This window comes from Sphingobacterium psychroaquaticum (assembly GCF_004421025.1).
GTDB lineage: Bacteria > Bacteroidota > Bacteroidia > Sphingobacteriales > Sphingobacteriaceae > Sphingobacterium > Sphingobacterium psychroaquaticum.
In genome coordinates, this window is record NZ_CP038029.1 from 2,416,258 (window position 1) to 2,433,508 (window position 17,251).

At 42.9% G+C, this 17,251-nt stretch carries 13 protein-coding genes; 4 read left to right on the forward strand and 9 right to left on the reverse strand.

Translation table 11 applies throughout. The features are described from left to right. Nucleotides 1–50: 50 nt before the first annotated feature. From nusA to E2P86_RS10245, 3 genes are all read right to left on the reverse strand, one after another. Nucleotides 51–1,289: a transcription termination factor NusA gene (nusA, locus tag E2P86_RS10235; RefSeq protein WP_085471682.1), complete on the reverse strand. Its 1,239-nt coding sequence runs from the start codon at nt 1,287–1,289 to the stop codon at nt 51–53. A gap of 1 nt (nt 1,290) precedes the next feature. Beyond that, the gene (gene rimP, locus E2P86_RS10240) at nt 1,291–1,755 is read right to left on the reverse strand and encodes a ribosome assembly cofactor RimP (RefSeq protein ID WP_085471681.1); all 465 of its coding nucleotides are present in this window, start codon (nt 1,753–1,755) and stop codon (nt 1,291–1,293) included. Nucleotides 1,756–1,854: 99 nt separating this feature from the next. Then, nucleotides 1,855–2,628 carry an XRE family transcriptional regulator gene (locus E2P86_RS10245; RefSeq protein WP_085471680.1) on the reverse strand — a complete coding sequence of 258 codons (774 nt, stop codon included), beginning with the start codon at nt 2,626–2,628 and terminating at the stop codon, nt 1,855–1,857. A 113-nt stretch (nt 2,629–2,741) separates the two neighbouring features. On the opposite strand from E2P86_RS10245, the gene E2P86_RS10250 reads away from it, so the two are divergent. Beyond that, nucleotides 2,742–3,068: a GIY-YIG nuclease family protein gene (locus tag E2P86_RS10250; protein WP_134432796.1), complete on the forward strand. Its 327-nt coding sequence runs from the start codon at nt 2,742–2,744 to the stop codon at nt 3,066–3,068. Nucleotides 3,069–3,287: 219 nt separating this feature from the next. On the opposite strand, the gene E2P86_RS10255 is transcribed toward E2P86_RS10250, so the two are convergent. Together E2P86_RS10255 and E2P86_RS10260 are read right to left on the reverse strand one after the other, a co-directional pair. Further along, the gene (locus tag E2P86_RS10255; RefSeq protein ID WP_240775489.1) at nt 3,288–6,320 is read right to left on the reverse strand and encodes a peptidase MA family metallohydrolase; all 3,033 of its coding nucleotides are present in this window, start codon (nt 6,318–6,320) and stop codon (nt 3,288–3,290) included. A gap of 159 nt (nt 6,321–6,479) precedes the next feature. Then, entirely contained in the window at nt 6,480–8,660 is a 2,181-nt protein-coding gene (locus E2P86_RS10260) for a penicillin-binding protein 1A (RefSeq protein ID WP_394346500.1), read from the reverse strand. A 358-nt stretch (nt 8,661–9,018) separates the two neighbouring features. Here E2P86_RS10260 and rpoN point away from each other — a divergent pair, with 358 nt between their 5' ends. Both rpoN and E2P86_RS10270 read left to right on the forward strand, forming a co-directional pair. Then, nucleotides 9,019–10,482, forward strand: coding sequence for an RNA polymerase factor sigma-54 (gene rpoN / locus E2P86_RS10265; RefSeq protein ID WP_085471676.1), 1,464 nt, complete (start codon nt 9,019–9,021; stop codon nt 10,480–10,482). Nucleotides 10,483–10,629: 147 nt separating this feature from the next. After that, nucleotides 10,630–11,076: an SRPBCC domain-containing protein gene (locus E2P86_RS10270; protein ID WP_134432802.1), complete on the forward strand. Its 447-nt coding sequence runs from the start codon at nt 10,630–10,632 to the stop codon at nt 11,074–11,076. A gap of 18 nt (nt 11,077–11,094) precedes the next feature. On the opposite strand, the gene dinB is transcribed toward E2P86_RS10270, so the two are convergent. Further along, complete coding sequence (dinB, locus tag E2P86_RS10275) at nt 11,095–12,144, reverse strand: DNA polymerase IV (protein WP_240775490.1); 1,050 nt, start codon at nt 12,142–12,144, stop codon at nt 11,095–11,097. A 152-nt stretch (nt 12,145–12,296) separates the two neighbouring features. Between dinB and E2P86_RS10280 the strand changes: the two genes are divergently transcribed. Further along, nucleotides 12,297–13,520, forward strand: a complete 1,224-nt coding sequence (locus E2P86_RS10280; RefSeq protein ID WP_085471994.1) for a porin — start codon at nt 12,297–12,299, stop codon at nt 13,518–13,520. Between the two features lie 16 nt (nt 13,521–13,536). Here E2P86_RS10280 and E2P86_RS10285 read toward each other — a convergent pair whose 3' ends face one another. Genes E2P86_RS10285 through E2P86_RS10295 form a run of 3 tightly spaced genes read right to left on the reverse strand, consistent with a single transcriptional unit; the run spans nt 13,537 to nt 17,193 of the window. Continuing rightward, complete coding sequence (locus tag E2P86_RS10285) at nt 13,537–14,145, reverse strand: LytS family sensor histidine kinase (protein ID WP_134432806.1); 609 nt, start codon at nt 14,143–14,145, stop codon at nt 13,537–13,539. Then, nucleotides 14,145–14,741 (reverse strand): DUF502 domain-containing protein, encoded by a 597-nt coding sequence (locus E2P86_RS10290; protein WP_085471672.1) that lies wholly within the window; start codon nt 14,739–14,741, stop codon nt 14,145–14,147. Before E2P86_RS10290 ends, E2P86_RS10285 begins: the two co-directional genes overlap by 1 nt. Nucleotides 14,742–14,757: 16 nt before the next feature. After that, the gene (locus tag E2P86_RS10295) at nt 14,758–17,193 is read right to left on the reverse strand and encodes a bifunctional UDP-N-acetylmuramoyl-tripeptide:D-alanyl-D-alanine ligase/alanine racemase (RefSeq protein ID WP_134432808.1); all 2,436 of its coding nucleotides are present in this window, start codon (nt 17,191–17,193) and stop codon (nt 14,758–14,760) included. Between the last annotated feature and the right edge of the window lie 58 nt (nt 17,194–17,251).

Genomic DNA, 17,251 nt, shown 5'->3' on the forward strand with positions numbered 1-17,251 from the left:
CACCAAATTTAATGCATGCGTTTTTCTGTAAACAAAACGCGTTTCGACGCTTATTCAAACTCAGCTTGTAAAACGCGGATGATATCCAATACGGTATCTTCCTCCAAGTCTGTACGTCTGATTAATTCTTCTGCTGTCAATGAAAGCACCGATTTTGCTGTGTCAAGACCTACGCGTTTCAGCTCGTCAATGATCCAGCTATCGATTTCATCGCCGAATTCTTCGATATCCACATCCTCCTCAACCTCATCGTTCTCACGGTACACATCAATCTCATAACCAGTTAGTTTACCAGCCAATTTGATATTATGCCCACCACGACCGATAGCCAAAGAAACCTGATCTGGCTTCAAGTAAACGGCTGCCGTATTGTTTTCATCATCAATTTTGATCGATGAAATACGCGCAGGACTCAAGGCACGGGTGATATATAAAGAGTGGTTTGAAGTAAAGTTAATTACGTCAATATTCTCATTACGTAACTCGCGAACGATACCGTGGATACGTGATCCTTTCATCCCCACACAAGCTCCTACCGGGTCGATACGGTCATCGTAAGATTCTACCGCTACCTTAGCACGCTCACCTGGTTCACGAACGATTTTCTTGATTGTAATCAAACCGTCAAAAATCTCTGGCACCTCTAGTTCGAACAAACGCTGCAAGAATTCAGGCGCTGTACGTGAGATAATGATCTTCGGATTGCTGTTCATCATATCCACCTTGTGCACTACGGCACGGATGCTATCACCTTTCTTGAAGTAATCCGCAGGGATCTGTTCTGTTTTCGGAAGAATAAGCTCATTGCCATCTTCATCCAACACCAAGATCTCTTTTTTCCAGATCTGATACACCTCTCCAATCACCAACTCACCTTCGCGGTCTTTGTATTTCTTGAAGACTTCGTCTTTCTCTAATTCCAATACTTTAGAGACCAATGTTTGACGAGCCGCTAAAATGGCACGGCGACCAAAACTCTCTAAGGTAATCTGCTCGATGTAGTCGTCACCCACCTCCAGGTCTGGATCATACTGATGTGCTTCAGCTAGCTCGATCTCTAAGTCATCATCTTCCGAGAAACCATCTTCCATAACCACACGTGTTCTCCAGATCTCTAAGTCACCATTGTCCGGGTTCACGATAACATCAACGTTCTCATCTGTACCAAAGCGCTTCCGAATCATACTACGGAATACTTCTTCTAAAACCGTAATAACGGTTGGACGGTCGATATTTTTAAAATCTTTGAACTCCTGGAAGGAGTCTATCAAATTGATATTGCTGCTCATTTTACTTAAATGAAATTAACACCTTTGTTTCTTTTATATGTTCTAGCGGGATCTCTACTTCCTCGAGGGTAGCTTTTTTCCCTTTTTCTTTGCTCTTTTCTTCGATAACAATCGCATTGTTAGAAGCGGAAACCAATTTACCTTCTCGCTTGGTGCCATCTTCCATTTTTATACGAACACTACGTCCGATATTTTTCAGGAATTGGCGCTCCAATAACAAGGGCTGATCTAAACCAGGTGAAGAAACCTCTAAGCGATAAGCACTGTCGATTGCATTCTCTTCCTCTAAGTGAAAACCTACGTGACGGCTCACTTTCGCACAATCCTCAATAGCTATACCTTGATCTCCATCAAGCAAAATTTCTAACAAACCATTTCCGTGCATCTTAATGCGCACAATAAATAAATCCGCTCGATCGGCAATTTTCTCTTCTACCAGCTGTTTAACACGCTCTTCTATTTGCATAATTATCTTATAAAGAATTAAAAAAGGGGGCATAACATGCCCCCTCTTCTTCAGATAATACAAAGGTAAACATATTTTTTTAAACAAACAAATCTGCCCCTATTTATTATCTACAACCGAATTAATGGTCTTTTGCATCTGACTCATCATCGCTGTCAATGTCTCCATCGTTGGCTCCGGATTCGGCTCTGGCATCTCGGTACTTATATATGCTTTGGCTTTCCACACCTCAATGATGTCATTAGACTCCACCCAGTACGGATCGTAATTGCGGTTATCGGACACCAGCTTTAAGCCCTTATCTTCTTTAAATTTGAAAGCTACACGTTTATATACAACACCATCCTCTTTGGAAACTATTATATAGGTCTGTCCAGCCTTTATATCATGCCAATTCTCTACATACTCCCCAATGATGATACTTCCAGAAGGCAGTGGCAACATCGAGTCCCCCTTAATCTCAAAAGCACGATAGCTCCCTTGATTAAACATCGGCAATGAAAATTTCGGCAACTCCGCCACATATTCCGGATCACCGTATCCATTCAAATAACCGGCACTGGCTTTCACGGGTACCAGCTCAATGTTTTCCCTATCGTTTCCATCGACCGTTACACTCAATACACGAAGGTTGGATGCGTTGCTACGCGGTGTCGGTTTCCACTTCTCGTTAATCTCATCATTCGCCAATTCATCCATCGATAACTCATAAAACTCCGCGATCTTCTTTAATAACTCATATTTCGGTTCTGCACGATCCTCTTCATACGCGCCGACAGACGCGCGTTTTATCTCCAAGGCCTCCGCAAACTGTTGTTGGGTAAGTCCTTTCTTTTTTCTTAGATACTTAAGGTTTGATGCAATGTTTGACATAATTTTTCTAAATATTTTTGAAATACTAAATTAATTAGTAATATTGTGCCAATAAAATTAGTAAATATAATTGTGTTCACCAAATATATTAGCAGCATTTAATTCAAAACAACATGGAAAGAAATATCGTATATATACTGACAGACAGCAATCGTGCTTATTTAGAAGTGGGACAATGCACCGACATTGTGACACAAATCAATGTGATCAAAGATGCGAAATCTGCTTTGTTTCCAAATGCCGCTAAGCTCACGAACTTAGTATATATCGAAGTTTTCCAAACCGCCGAACAAGCGCAAGCACGCGCTACGCAGATGCAGCAGTTTACACGCATGCAGCGCGAGAAGCTCATACGTTTGAAAAACCCAAACTGGCTCAACCTTTATCATGGTTTTATTCAGGAAAATAAACATCAACCAGCTTCTTTTGCGCAATGCTAAAAATGGGCACATATAAGAATTTACGCTGCACCTCTTAACTCCTTTACCCGCTCTTGCTGGCGCGAGCCTGTGGCTCGTGTCCCTACTACATCATAAATACCTTAGGTTCGCCATGACGATAGAATAAAAAAAGTCGTTGTTTGCGCATTACACGAAACAACGACCTCAACAACCTTATCCTTTTAACTCACTAATCTAACTCACTATCCGAATGTTGGACTACCAACCCGGCGTAAAGTTTAATCCAAAGGTTCCAAATTTTGTACGCGACTTCACAAAAGGTATCGCATAATACGGCTCCAGGATCATCGCTCCAAATAAATTCACCCGCAAAGAAATACCGGCACTAAATACGGGCACTTTGTAATTCTTGTCTGGCCCCATAATAAGATTGCCATTCGGATCATGCATCTCCTGACCATCTTTATCCAGCTGCGGCACTTGCGGTCTTTTATCTGTACTACCGACGATTTTATTTCCTTTATTCCATGCCAAGCCCGCGTCAAAGAAAAGGTTCAAATCGGTAAACAAGAAATCAGACTTCACGGCAGCAAGCTTTTCAGGCCCGGTAAATGGCAACCTTAACTCTATATTTCCAACAGCCATACGTGACCCCATCAAATCGTTTATCGTCACATCTCCAATATTTTCGCCTGATATATTATCATATCCACGTATCAAATAAGGATAACCGATATACAAGCGATAAAGCTGCTGATCATCTTTTCCGGTACGCATATACGAATAGGCTCTAAAGGCCAAAGTCACAGGTTTAAATCTAAAATATTTACGCAAGTCTATATTGTATGCCGTCAGCGTATAATCACCAAAATATTGTTCCACACCCAATCTATAGCGGAATCCTTCAATCGGTGCTGCCATACCAAAAACAGAACGGTCACCAACAAAACCGGCATTCACTTGCTGCACAAAGAAAGAATTAAGGTTAGCACCCAACATCTCTCCGGCTAGTTCATTTGATATCTTTTCTCGCGTTGCATAGTAAGAAGAACGCCCCTGGCTCCACCGATCAACGCGATAGCTATATCGGGCTAAAGCCGCCCCCATTTCCACACGATGATTTCTATTAAACGGATACGCTACAAATGCCTCCGCCTGTTGCTGGAAACTACGAATCAAGTAGGTATCCAGCACATACTCCTGCCCTTGCCCCGTTATGTCCCGTATATCATACATGCTAAACGAAGAGAGGTACGGAATATGTGAAATCGCACCACCCCAGTTCCATCTGTTCTTTTGGTTTATATACGCTACCTGACCTCCAAAATCGTAGATCTCTCCGTTAATATTCAAGGTCGAATAGATCTGGTTGTAGCCTAAAATATCCGAGAATATACCAAAGATACCGCCAGACATTCCCGCGCCATAGCGGGAACCGACCGTCATACCGACACCTGAATTCGCTAGATAATCAAGTTTAAATTTAGAACGATATGGAACAGGATTAATCTGTCCATCCTCAATCCTTGCATACGAATTGAAATTCTGCAAATTTGTATTTACCACGTTCACACCACGGTTAACATTGGGTGGCAACATTGCAGCGGTAAAGTCGCTCACGCTAGCATCAATACCTTTCGGTGTAAAATCTTCCGCTTTTGCTTTATAAATATTGTATTGATTTCCTTTGAAATATGAATAGACGATATCATCATGCTGCGAAATGCTCATCGCTGGAGAATACTCCGTAATACCACTAATCCCGGTAAAATAATCGGTAAGCTGCTCCACACCTTTTGTTGCCACATTATAGCGAAACATATTACGATAACCATCCCCATTGGATAGGAAATAGATAAATTTATCACTGCCAGAGAAGTGTGGATTTAAATTATTTGCCCCTGGAAACACATCGATATTGGTTATAATCTTAGTCTCCAAATCAATAACGGCCAACCCCATCGGAATATCTACCGATCGAGAAGCGCTTTCATAGGATACCCGATCGGTACTAAACACGATCTTCTTTCCATCGCCCGAAAAACTAGGCTGAAAATCAGAATACTTATCATGGGTCAGCTGCTGTAGTTCCTTCGTCTTAAGATTATAAATATAGATATCACTATGCCCATCCCGCAAGCCCGAAAAAGCCACCCGATCACCATCTGGCGCAAAGGTAATATTAGTAAACTCCACAATATCCCCCATAGCTTCGACAGAAAGCGTTTTCCCTGTCTCCACATCAATTGTCATGAGCTTATTCTTACCGGCACTAAAGACACTAAATGCAAAGCGCTTACTATCGGCCGAGAAATCTCCCGCCGACTCCAAGTAGCTAAATTCATCGATATCCTTGTTTGTCGTTCGGCTTCCTAGCTTTCGAATAATTTGTCCGGTTTTGGCATCCGCCAAAAAGAGGTCGATACTAAAGAGATCCTTCTCCGACATAAATGCAAGGAAACGCCCATCTCTGGATATCGCCGGGGCAACATTCATACGCCCACCATTTTTAGCCGTGATCAACGCTTGTCCGATCGGATTCGAAACCGTGTCTTTCCCTAAGCCTTTAAAAGTCGACTCCATACTGTTACGCCATAGCGTAGACATGGTCTGTGCATCGTAACCAAAAACACGACGCATAGCCATTTCGTACCCATACTTTGCCGTCTCCATAAACAACGGCATAATCACCGTATCCCCATAGGTAGCACCCACATATGCCCAAAAAGCCTGTCCGTAGCGATACGGAAAATAGCTGTACGATTGTTCTGTTAGTTGTTTCAGCGAGGGAATATCCTGTCGCGCATAGGCATCACGCATCCACATCGCTGTAAAAGCATCTTTCTTACCAATGGATAAATATTCCGCCATACCTTCCACCATCCAAAGCGGAATATTAGCTACACTTTCCAAGCGCGTGGTATCGCGCCCTTCCATCAGTATACGATACTGAAAAGCGTGGACCAGCTCATGGCCAAGTACATGTCGCGTTTGCTGATTGATTTGCATCACCGGCATCACAACACGTTGCTTGAACGCCTCAGTCACCCCACCTGTCCCAACACCAATCTCACCTGAGATTGCCGTTGTCTGTTGGAATTCAGGGTGATTATTATAAATAATTAATGGATTTTTACGTAAAAAGGTATCTTGGAATACCTGCTGATGCATTTCATACCACACCTCTGCTTCTTTTGCCAAGCGGCTGGTCATGCTATCATTCTTAAGGTAGGAATACATTTCGAAGTGAGGCGTTTCCAAAACCTTAAAATTGAGCTTTTTATACCTCATCTTGTTTTGCCCAAAATACTGCCCCTGCACTAAATTTGGCAAGAGCGCTAGTAGAAAAACACCAAGAAGAGAATAGCAGTACTTCTTAAAAAAAACAGCGAGATTTACATCCATAATTGAAGATTAAATTTCACTAAAAATAGAAATTTTCAGCAAAATTTAAAACTCATTTTCAGATATTTCCGGTAAATTAGGTAAAGTTTCACTATCTAGTTCACCCATGGGCTCTTCCACCGTATCGGTACTATCCACTGTAGTTGATTCTTCGTAATAAACACTATGACAGGTATAGTTTTTAGTGATCTTAACTTTAGGATCAGGGAACGGCCCCATAGTCACCCCTAAATTCGGATGCTTATACAATTCTTCCATAAACTTCCCGTAGATAGGCAATGCTGTCTTAGACCCTTCACCGCTAGCTGAATTCTTAAAGTGTATACTTTGTTCATCACAACCAACCCAGACGCCAGCAATCAGATCTTTAGTTACACCCATATACCATCCGTCCACATAGTCAGAGGAAGTTCCTGTCTTCCCACCGATTTGGTTATTGTTCTTAAACAAATCCCATTCCCACAGCGCTTGTGAAGTACCGCGAGGCTCTTCAATGGTACCGCGCAGCATATAACTCATCAACCACGCATTCTCCGGTGTTACGACCTGTTTTTGTTTCGGCTCAAATGAAGCAATCAATTTTCCCTCGCTATCGTAGATTTTTGATACCAAGATTGGGTCAATTGTTTTGCCTTCATTCATAAACACGGCATAGGCCTTTACCATCTCATATACCGTTACATCGTTAGAGCCCAACCCTACAGAAGGAACAGATTCCAGGTGACTATCAATCCCTAAGCGGTGCGCCATCTCAACGACTTTATCCCAGCCCACATCACGCGTCACTTGCGTGGTTATGGTATTTAAGGAGCGTGCCATCGCCCAACGCAACGACATGGAACGATGCGAAAAATTCCAATCTGCATTTTTCGGCTCCCAAACTTCTTTTTCTCCCTTTTTATTAACGAAATCTATCCGTACCGGAATATCATCGTACGTATCACACGGCGACATCCCTTGCTCTAGCGCTGTTATATAAACAAAAGGCTTAAATGTAGAGCCTGCCTGCCGCTTCGCTTGATTTACGTGGTCAAATTTATAATGTTTGTGATTGATACCACCAACCCACACTTTAATTGCCCCCGTGTTTGGATTCATTGCCATCATCCCCGTGTTTAACATGGTTAGATAGTGCTTCAACGAATCCATGGTTGACAATTCTTTCTCTTTTTCACCATCCCAAGTAAAGACAGTCATCTTCTTTGGACGGTTCAGCTCCCGGAACACAGAATCTTCGTTTTGATACTTCTTCATCAACTCGGCATAGATAGGCAATTTACGCGCACGGTCCTCTAGGAAGTTAGGTATTACCGCACCACTCTTGTCCCGCCAAGGGAGCTCACTGCCCCATGTATTATCCAACCGACGTTGTAGATCCTTCATGTGCTCATCCGCCGCAGCCACTGCAATCTCTTGCATACGAGAATCGATCGTGGTATAAATTTTAAGTCCGGCTGTATAGATATTGATATTATTCTCTTCCGCCCATTTTTCGAGCCACCGCTCTACCGCGGTACGTAAATAGGAGTCATTGTTCCCTCCCGTTTCTTGTGTATTCGCATGTAAGTTCAACGGTTGCTTCGCAAAAGAAGCCATCTCCGCAGCGGTAATAAAACCTTCTTTTTGCATTTGGGATAATACAACATTCCGACGCTCCAATGATTTCTCGGGATTCCGAATCGGATTGTACAACGTTGTTCCTTTCAGCATGCCGACTAAAACAGCTGCTTCAGGCACCGTAAGGGCATTCGGAAGTTTATCAAAATAACGAACAGCGGCAGATTTTATACCATACGCGTTATTTCCAAAAGAAACCGTATTGAGGTACATGGTCAGGATTTCATCCTTACTATACTTAGATTCCAGCTTTGCAGCGGTCATCCATTCCTTAAATTTTGTGATTATAATCTTAACCCCCGGAATACGCCCCAGCAGCCCCTGCGCTTGTGTATAGCGCGTACGGTACAGGTTTTTTGCGAGCTGTTGTGTGATGGTGCTGGCCCCTCGTCGGTCTCCTTTTAAGGTAGAAACGGCACTTGAAAACAAACCAATAAAATCGACACCTTGATGTTTGTAAAAACGAACGTCTTCGGTGGCAATTAAAGCATCTATAATATTTTTCGAAATACTATCATAAGGCACAGGATCTCTATCTTCTTCAAAATAACGACCTATTAAGACGGAATCTGCGGTGTATACTTCAGAGGCAACATTCAATGAGGGCATGATAATGTCTTGTTTGGTAGGTGAATACCCAAACAATCCCAAAAAGTTCAATTGAACAGCACAAATAAAAATAATTAGGCTATAAATAGCGATAACAAAAAATCGCAGGTATTTGTTTTTAACCCGTTTAAACATGGCGTAAAGATGGAAATTGTTTTCCAAAAAACCGTCATCCCACCGCAAAAAACAAGTATCAATAGTAAATATTAACTATATTTAACATTTGCTATAAAGCTCTTAAAACCTGTATGTAAAATCGGATTAAATTAGTGGAATGGGTATATATATGCGCACAAAAAACGTACCAGTTTAATAATTTAATTTATTTAAGTATTTTTACCTAGATAAGTAACTGAAGATGTTAAAACAGACTTTACAACAAAAGCTATTACAAAAGCTTTCGCCACAGCAAATACAGTTTATCAAACTCTTACAGGTACCCACGGTGTCTTTGGACGCCCGTATTAAAGAAGAGCTTGAAGAAAACCCTGCGCTCGAAGATGGAAGCCTTGCCAACATGAACGATCCCGTGGAGGAGTACCCCGACCGAGATCCGGATGAGCAATTCAATGAGGAGTCTGGTGAATTTGATGATGAGTTTACAGTCGACGAATATATCCAAGAGGATGATTACAACGATTACTCCAGCAATTACGGAAATGATGACGACGAAGATAAAAAGGAAATGCCCATCGCTGTGCAGGATTCTTTCTTCGAATCGCTACAGAATCAACTGGACCTCTTAGCCTTATCGGATCGCGACTACCAGATCGGACAACAGATTATCGGTAGCTTGGACGACGATGGTTACTTGCGCCGGTCTACCCTCTCTTTGATTGATGACTTAGCCTTTTCGCAAAATGTCGACGTCAATGAAAATGAAGTGGAAGCCGTCCTGAAAGTTATACAAGACTTTGAACCATCAGGAATTGGAGCTCGCGACCTACAGGAATGCCTACTGATCCAATTACATCGAAAAGATACCGCAAATCCGATCATTAAACAGGCTATACGCATTGTAGAAAACTACCTCGAAGAGTTTACTAAAAAGCATTACGATAAAATTGAGAAGCAGCTGGGTATAGATTCCGCAGAGCTAAAGGATATTATCAATGAAATCTTAAAATTAAACCCTAAGCCGGGAGACTCTGGTGCTTCTGCAGGTAAGCAGCTGCATATCATTCCAGATTTTCATATCACGAATAATGACGGTGTCTTACACTTAACCCTAAATAGCCGCAATGCGCCCGAGCTGCGTGTATCACGTTCTTACCAGGAGATGTTTGAACATTATGAGAAAGCAGAGAAGAACGATAAAAAGATGAAAGAAGCGGTTCAGTTTGTCAAACAAAAACTGGATTCAGCAAAATGGTTTATCGATGCGATTAAGCAACGCCAGCAAACGCTTTTAAAGACGATGAATGCCATTATGGAATACCAATATGAGTATTTCTTGACCGGCGACGAAAGACTTCTTAAACCGATGATCCTAAAGGATATAGCCGACCGTATCGAAATGGATATTTCAACGGTATCCCGGGTAGCGAACTCTAAATATGTACAGACCGAGTTTGGAACCTTCTTACTGAAGTCATTCTTCTCTGAAGCTATCCAAACCGACTCCGGCGAAGAAGTTTCAAACAAAGAGGTGAAAAAAATCCTAGAGGAATGTATCGCTAATGAAGATAAGCGTAAACCGCTGGCGGATGAAAAATTGACCGAAATCTTAAAAGAAAAAGGATACAGTATTGCGCGCCGAACGGTAGCGAAATATCGGGAAGCGATGAACATCCCTGTAGCTCGCCTACGTAAAGAACTGTAGACAAGCGGCTTTACAACTTATTTCTTGTCATTTGGCAAGTCTTGGTTCCTTACTTCGCCGTATCTTAGCGGTGTAGAACCAGACGTACTGCCGTGCTCCGGCCTGCCATAGACTTGAGCATGGCAGTACATCATAAACCCAGACGCAATGAAAAGAAAAAATTACCGTATCGAAATCAACGCCAGCGCAGCGCACGTCTTTGAGACCATGCTCGGCAAAACCACCTATAAGCAATGGACCGCAGAGTTCAACCCTACTTCCGATTTTGAAGGCCATTGGGAACTTGGAGAAAAAATTTCATTTATAGGCTACAACAAAGAAGGAGAAAAAGAAGGTATGCTCGGAAAGATTGCCGCATACATCCCAAATAAACATATCTCCATCCAATATATTGGTCTTATACATCAGAATACGGAAATCACCGAAGGCCCCATGGTCGAGGAATGGGTCGGACTATTTGAGAACTATACATTCACCGAAAACGATGGGGTAACGACCGTGGCTATTGAAGTGGACGTGAATGCCGAATTTGAAAATTATTTTGACAGCACCTGGCCGAAGGCATTACAACGCCTTAAGGAGTTGTGTGAATAAACATCTACACCGATTAGTTTACTCGAACAAACGCAGCTGGGGGCTGCTGTATTTTTCAAGGTCTGTATCGTAGAAATTGGAGAGGGCAACCCCTAGCAAGCGCACCTTACTATCGTGTAGATCCACTTTAGCAAACAGCTCGCCTATAATACGAGAAAGATCCTCTGCCGTATTGATATAGTAGGTCAATGTCTTACTGCGTGTCACCAACGTAAAGTCGGCATATTTAATCTTTAAAGTAACGGTTCTCCCCTCCTTGGACTTACCTGACAAACGTTTTTCCAACCTCATGCACAAGCTATTAAGCTCCTTCATCATATCTTCTGGTTCACGTAAATCTACGGCAAAAGTATCTTCAATACCGATAGACTTCGAAAGGCGATTCGGTTTAACATCACGCTTGTCCTCCCCCCGCACCATCTGATAAAAAAAAGCACCTGACTTCCCAAATTTCCGTCGCAACTGCTCCTCACTAATTTGCTTGAGATCAAAACCGTTATGAATACCCATGCCCTTCATTTTTTGCGCAGTAACCTTACCGACGCCAAAAAACTTTTCTATGGGTAGTTGCTCCAAAAAAGGAAGCACTTTAGATGGCCCTATAAATGTTAGACCATTGGGTTTTTGGTAATCTGATGCAATTTTGGCAACAAACTTATTTACAGAAACTCCGGCTGAAGCGGTGAGGTCGAGTTCATTATAAATAGCATCCTTAATGGCTTTTGCGATATCGATGGCCGAACCTATCCCAAGCTTGTCCTCCGTGACATCGAGATAGGCCTCATCCAGGGATAGCGGTTCTATCAAATCCGTATAACGTTTAAAGATGCTCCGGATATGTAGGGATACTTCCTTATATGCATCAAAGCGCGGCACAGTAAAGATTAAATCAGGGCACAGTTGCAGTGCCTGCCTGGAAGGCATAGCCGACCGCACACCAAATCGCCGTGCTTCATAGCTGGCCGTAGCAACGACACCGCGCCCATCCGGCGATCCGCCAACGGCAATAGGTTTACCGCGTAACTCAGGGAAGTCACGTTGATCTACCGATGCATAAAAGGCATCCATATCTATGTGTATTATTTTCCGCTTGACTTCCATCGACAAACAAAGATAAGATTTTTAGCAAAATTTTGAAAGGGCTCACTTCTTTGTACTCTCTACTAATTTATTTATGTTTGCATTCGGTAAAAAACCGACTAAGCGCGTATAAACACGACATGAAAATAAAGTTACAGATATTTCTTGCCGCCTTGAGCTGCTCCACCCTAACCACAGCAAGTTTTGCCCAAGAGCGAGACGACCGAGCAACCATCCTAAATTTCAAAGGCATACAGTTCACCAGTAAAGATTCTTTGTTCTATACGAACTTTAGATTCCGTATGCAGAATAGATTAGGATTTAACAACGTGCTCGATGGCGAGGATAACGGTAAATTTGATGCGCGTATCCGCCGTTTACGCATGCGGATGGATGGGTACATTTACACCCCTCGGATCTCGTATTCCGTACAGCTTGCTTTTACACGGTCGGATCAAGATTTCGATGATACCGGAGTCGCAAATATCGTTCGCGATGCGGTGCTTTTCTATAACTTCAGTGATGATTTTTACATATCATTTGGACAAAACAAACTTCCTGGAAACCGTCAGCGTGTTAACTCATCCGGGCAATTACAGTTTGCAGACCGTTCATTAGTCAACACCAACTTTACCCTTGATCGGGACTTCGGTTTTAGTTTGAACCTAAGTAAGAAAATAGGCAACATGCCATTCAACGCCAAGGCGGCTATCTCTACGGGCGAAGGGCGTCCGGTACAGTCTACCGATAAAGGATTAGCTTATACTGGACGTATAGAGTTTCTGCCTCTGGGACAGTTTACAAATGGTGGTGACTATTCGGAAGGTGATATTGAGCGCGAAGAGCGCCCAAAAATTTCAATCGGCGGTGGATATAGCTACAACGATAATACCACACGTGAAGGCGGACAAACGGGACGTTTCGTTGAAAACCCATTTACACTCAAGACGTCTTTTGCGGATATGATATTTAAATACATGGGTTTTGCTTACCAAGCTGAGTATATGCGCAGAGATGTTGCGAATCCTTTAAATACAGTGGATGACCAGCTCAATCAACACGATGGCTCAGATCCCGAAGAGGCCTATGCTTTCAAGGGTTGGGGGATAAACCAGCAAACATCCTATTTGCTGAATAAAGGTTATGAAGTAGCGGCTCGATATACCTACCTAAAGCCACACCAACAGATCAGGTCTTATGAGGATCAGATTGACCTGATGGAAGTCGGATTGACAAAATACTTAAAAGCACACCGCTTGAAGTTTCAGCTAAATGCGAATTACACCGTTAAGAACGGTGATTTTGGCAATAATTTCCAACGAAATTCTTGGGGAGGAACTTTCCAAGTAGAATTGGGGATCTAATATCTTCAATAACAGTTTACAACTTAATCAACAGCGTCGCCTTAAAGGTGGCGCTGTTGCTGTTACAAATAAGGCTATACCCTTCCGGGTAAAAGTAGGTCAGGCGTGCCTTTAAAAGATCAATTGTTTCCGTATGCTCTTGCGAGGTCAACCGGTGGTTGGCACGATTGCTTACTTCCAACTGAAGCGACTCACCCAGCGTCTTTACCTTAATCTTTACCGGGCGTTCCGCCATACGGTTATAGCCGTATTGAATTGCGTTTATAACCAGCGGAAACAAAAGCAGCGCGGGAACTTCCAACCCCTTGTTATCAATCAACTCTTCAAATTCTATATACACTTCTTCATCAGTAACATTCTGAATTAAACGAAGGTATACCTTCAGCAGAGAAACTTCATCCTGAACCGCATGTTTTTCATCCCTATGGAGCAGTGAAACCTGCTGCATATACTGGAACAACTCGGCATCATTAGCCGTCGACCTGCTATCACAAGCAAAAAAAAGTCGCATCAAATTGTCTTCCACCTGGCAGCACTTAAAAGACAAAGCAGCACCATACTCCAGCGCTTGATCTACCCCTTCCTCCTTATCCTTTCGCCACAAACGATCCAAGAAATTAGCCATTAGTCAATTCCGCTTACCCCACCAGAAACGACCAACTTCATCGCATCCGTAGCCGACATTTTCAATTTCTCCACATGGATTGCCTTCACCACAACAACCTGACCTGCTACCGAGTAAGAATACGGGAAATAAACAACTACTTCATCAGTCAAACCGATCTTGCTGAGGTCCCGTTGCGTTAAGAAACCAACTTTCTTGAGTCCCGTTTCGTTGACCAAGACCAATACCGGTTCATTAAATTTCTTGGCATCCCCCACAAAAGCTTCCGTAAAATCTTTAATAGAAGAGTATAAAGTATTAAACAATGGAATTTTATTGATCGTCCGCTGAAACCAGGCACGAATAGGCGCCGTGACCAAGTTCGTAAAAATAGCCCCCACGATAATCAGCGTCACCAGGATGGTTAAAATTCCAATCCCAGGGATATAAAGCGGATGACCTTCTTCATCTTGCAGAAAGTGCGTCGTTAAATTCAGCGCATTATCGAGCGAGGCAAAAATCCAGCCGATGAGAAATATGGCACCGGCAACAGGAACAACAACCAAGGTTCCCTTGATAAAGTAATAAAACAGCTTTTGTGCTACCTTTTTAATCATTTTCTTCTCAAAAAAATTATTCGTAAAAATACACTCTTTTTACTCGTGATGAAATACCAACCAACAATTCGTAGGGAATCGTTCCAATGGCCGAAGCGGCTTTTCCTAAATCGGGAAACACCAAGACCTCTTCTTCTTCAAAAACAGACACATCCGTCACATCGAGCATGCACATATCCATACATATATTCCCGATTGTAGGGACTAGCTGACCGTTAATCATCATCTCACCGACCCCATTTCCAAACCTGCGGTTATAGCCGTCAGCGTAACCAATCTTTACCGTTGCGATACGGCTCTTACGATGCAATACCCCTTTTCGATCATAACCAATCGTCTCCCCAGCCTCCAGTTCTTTGATCTGCGTTATCGTTGTCTTAAGTTGCCCCACTGTCTCCAGATCCAATGTAGCTTGATCCAAATCCATGCCATAGAGCCCAATGCCTAAACGAACCATATCCAAATACGCAGCAGGCCATCTAATTATTGCTGAGGTATTAGCAATGTGCCGCATAAAGGGATACTTTAATTCTGCTTGCAACAAATCAGCCCCCGCATTCAACAGCTCTATCTGTTGCCGCGTGAAGGCGTCCTGATTGGAGTCGCCGGAAGCAACCAAGTGCGAGAAAACGCTAGCCACACGAACTTCACTAACGACGCTTAGTACAGCGATTACTTCGGGGAGCTCCGTCGGCAAGAAACCCAACCGGTGCATACCCGTATCAATTTTAATATGGATCGGATAACTACTTACCTTTTTTGTTTTCAGAAAATCCACGAAAGCCCGCAAAATCCGGAAGCTATAAATCTCGGGTTCCAACCGATTAGCAACGACAGCCTCAAAAGCCTGTTCATCGGGACTTAACACCATTATAGGCAGCTCGATACCGTTTTGCCGTAACTCCACCCCTTCATCAGCAAAAGCGACAGTAAGATAATCGACCTTATTAAACTGGAGCAAATTGGCCACCTCAAAACTGCCGCTACCGTACGAAAAAGCCTTCACCATGGCCATCAGCTTAACTTCCGGAGGCAATAGTGATCGATATTGTTTCAAGTTATGCTCAATGGCATGTAAATTTATTTCAAGTACGGTTTCATGCGTCTTTGCAGCGAGAAGCTGACTCACATCTTCCAGATGGAACACTCGACTCCCTTTCACTAAAATAGATTCATCTGCAAACCCCAACGCATCCAATCCTGCGATTAAGTCCGCCGTAGATGCATACAAAAGAACATCCGTTTGTACGGCACCCTCCAAGAATCCCAGATCTTCCCCGACCAAAATTAGACGGTACAGCGATTGCCCCCGCAATACCTTCGTAAGTTTTTCTTTAACCTTCGCTCCCATTCCTTCCATTTCAGAAAGTATCAGCGTACGTTTCTCGTGCTGCTGTTGCTGGTTGAGGAAATCTAAAGCGATTTGTAAAGATGCCAGGTCGTTGGAATAGGAATCATCTATGATCGAGCAATTATTTTTCCCTTTGCGAAGCTGCAACCGCATTTCAAGAGGTTTGAGCTTTGCTATGCGTGCAGTAATATCCGCAATCGGATACCCCAGATACAACAATGTCGTCACGCAAATCAATGCATTCTCAATCGAAGCACGATCCGTAAACGGAATATAAACAATGCCCTGCTGTTGCTGGAATGAAATAGTGACCCAAGTTTGGCCGAGCTCTTTATGCTCTTGCACGGACGATAACTGAACAACATCATCCATCTCATAGCCAAAAGTAAAATTAGCCACGTCAGGGTTCAAAAAATCGCGTATGTTATATTTCCCCGGAGAGATAACAACCTTACTGGCACTAAAGAGCTTCACCTTCTCTCTGGCCTTCTCTTCTTTGGAAGAAAAACCACTGGCATGCGCCTGTCCAATATTGGTCAAGACACCAATATCTGGGCGAATCATGACCTGTTGACTGTCCATTTCATTAGGCAGGCTAATTCCCGCCTCAATGATTGCATAATCGTAGTCATCATTCAAATCCCACAAAGCAAGCGCCACACCCAATTGTGAGTTATAGCTTTTCGGACTTTGATATATTTTTTTGTCGACCCCCAGCAACTCCGTCAACCACTCCTTTACGACGGTTTTACCATTACTTCCTGTAATACCTATTACTGGCTTCGTAAATTTCGAACGCACGTGCGCGGCCAGCTTTTGCATCGCTCCTAGCGCATTATCGACAACAAAGAAATTAGCCTCGCTGTATTTATTGCCTACCCAAGAGGTTTCGGAAATAACAAAATTGCGAACCCCTTTTGCATATGCATCGCCTATAAAGCGATGTCCGTCACGTACAGCTTGCAAAGCAAAGAAAATGCTTCCCACCGGATCAATAACTTTACGGCTATCGTAAACCAAGTGTGTAATAATACTATCTTTGTTAGCAAGAATTAGCTGCTTCGGTTCGAGGATCTGCTCCACGACATCTATAGTGTACATAAGGATTTGTTCTTGTAAACGAAGTTCATCATTTTTTCAATAAATAGCTTAATAAGTT

Excerpts from the sequence above, each read along its gene's own strand:
- dinB (WP_240775490.1), bottom strand. The coding sequence starts at position 12,144 with ATGGATGCCTTTTATGCATCGGTAGATCAACGTGACTTCCCTGAGTTA.
- rimP (WP_085471681.1), bottom strand. The coding sequence starts at position 1,755 with ATGCAAATAGAAGAGCGTGTTAAACAGCTGGTAGAAGAGAAAATTGCC.
- E2P86_RS10285 (WP_134432806.1), bottom strand. The coding sequence starts at position 14,145 with ATGGCTAATTTCTTGGATCGTTTGTGGCGAAAGGATAAGGAGGAAGGG.
- E2P86_RS10245 (WP_085471680.1), bottom strand. The coding sequence starts at position 2,628 with ATGTCAAACATTGCATCAAACCTTAAGTATCTAAGAAAAAAGAAAGGA.
- E2P86_RS10255 (WP_240775489.1), bottom strand. The coding sequence starts at position 6,320 with ATGAGGTATAAAAAGCTCAATTTTAAGGTTTTGGAAACGCCTCACTTC.
- E2P86_RS10260 (WP_394346500.1), bottom strand. The coding sequence starts at position 8,660 with ATGCCCTCATTGAATGTTGCCTCTGAAGTATACACCGCAGATTCCGTC.
- E2P86_RS10295 (WP_134432808.1), bottom strand. The coding sequence starts at position 17,193 with ATGTACACTATAGATGTCGTGGAGCAGATCCTCGAACCGAAGCAGCTA.
- E2P86_RS10280 (WP_085471994.1), top strand. The coding sequence starts at position 12,297 with ATGAAAATAAAGTTACAGATATTTCTTGCCGCCTTGAGCTGCTCCACC.
- E2P86_RS10250 (WP_134432796.1), top strand. The coding sequence starts at position 2,742 with ATGGAAAGAAATATCGTATATATACTGACAGACAGCAATCGTGCTTAT.
- E2P86_RS10270 (WP_134432802.1), top strand. The coding sequence starts at position 10,630 with ATGAAAAGAAAAAATTACCGTATCGAAATCAACGCCAGCGCAGCGCAC.
- rpoN (WP_085471676.1), top strand. The coding sequence starts at position 9,019 with ATGTTAAAACAGACTTTACAACAAAAGCTATTACAAAAGCTTTCGCCA.
- E2P86_RS10290 (WP_085471672.1), bottom strand. The coding sequence starts at position 14,741 with ATGATTAAAAAGGTAGCACAAAAGCTGTTTTATTACTTTATCAAGGGA.
- nusA (WP_085471682.1), bottom strand. The coding sequence starts at position 1,289 with ATGAGCAGCAATATCAATTTGATAGACTCCTTCCAGGAGTTCAAAGAT.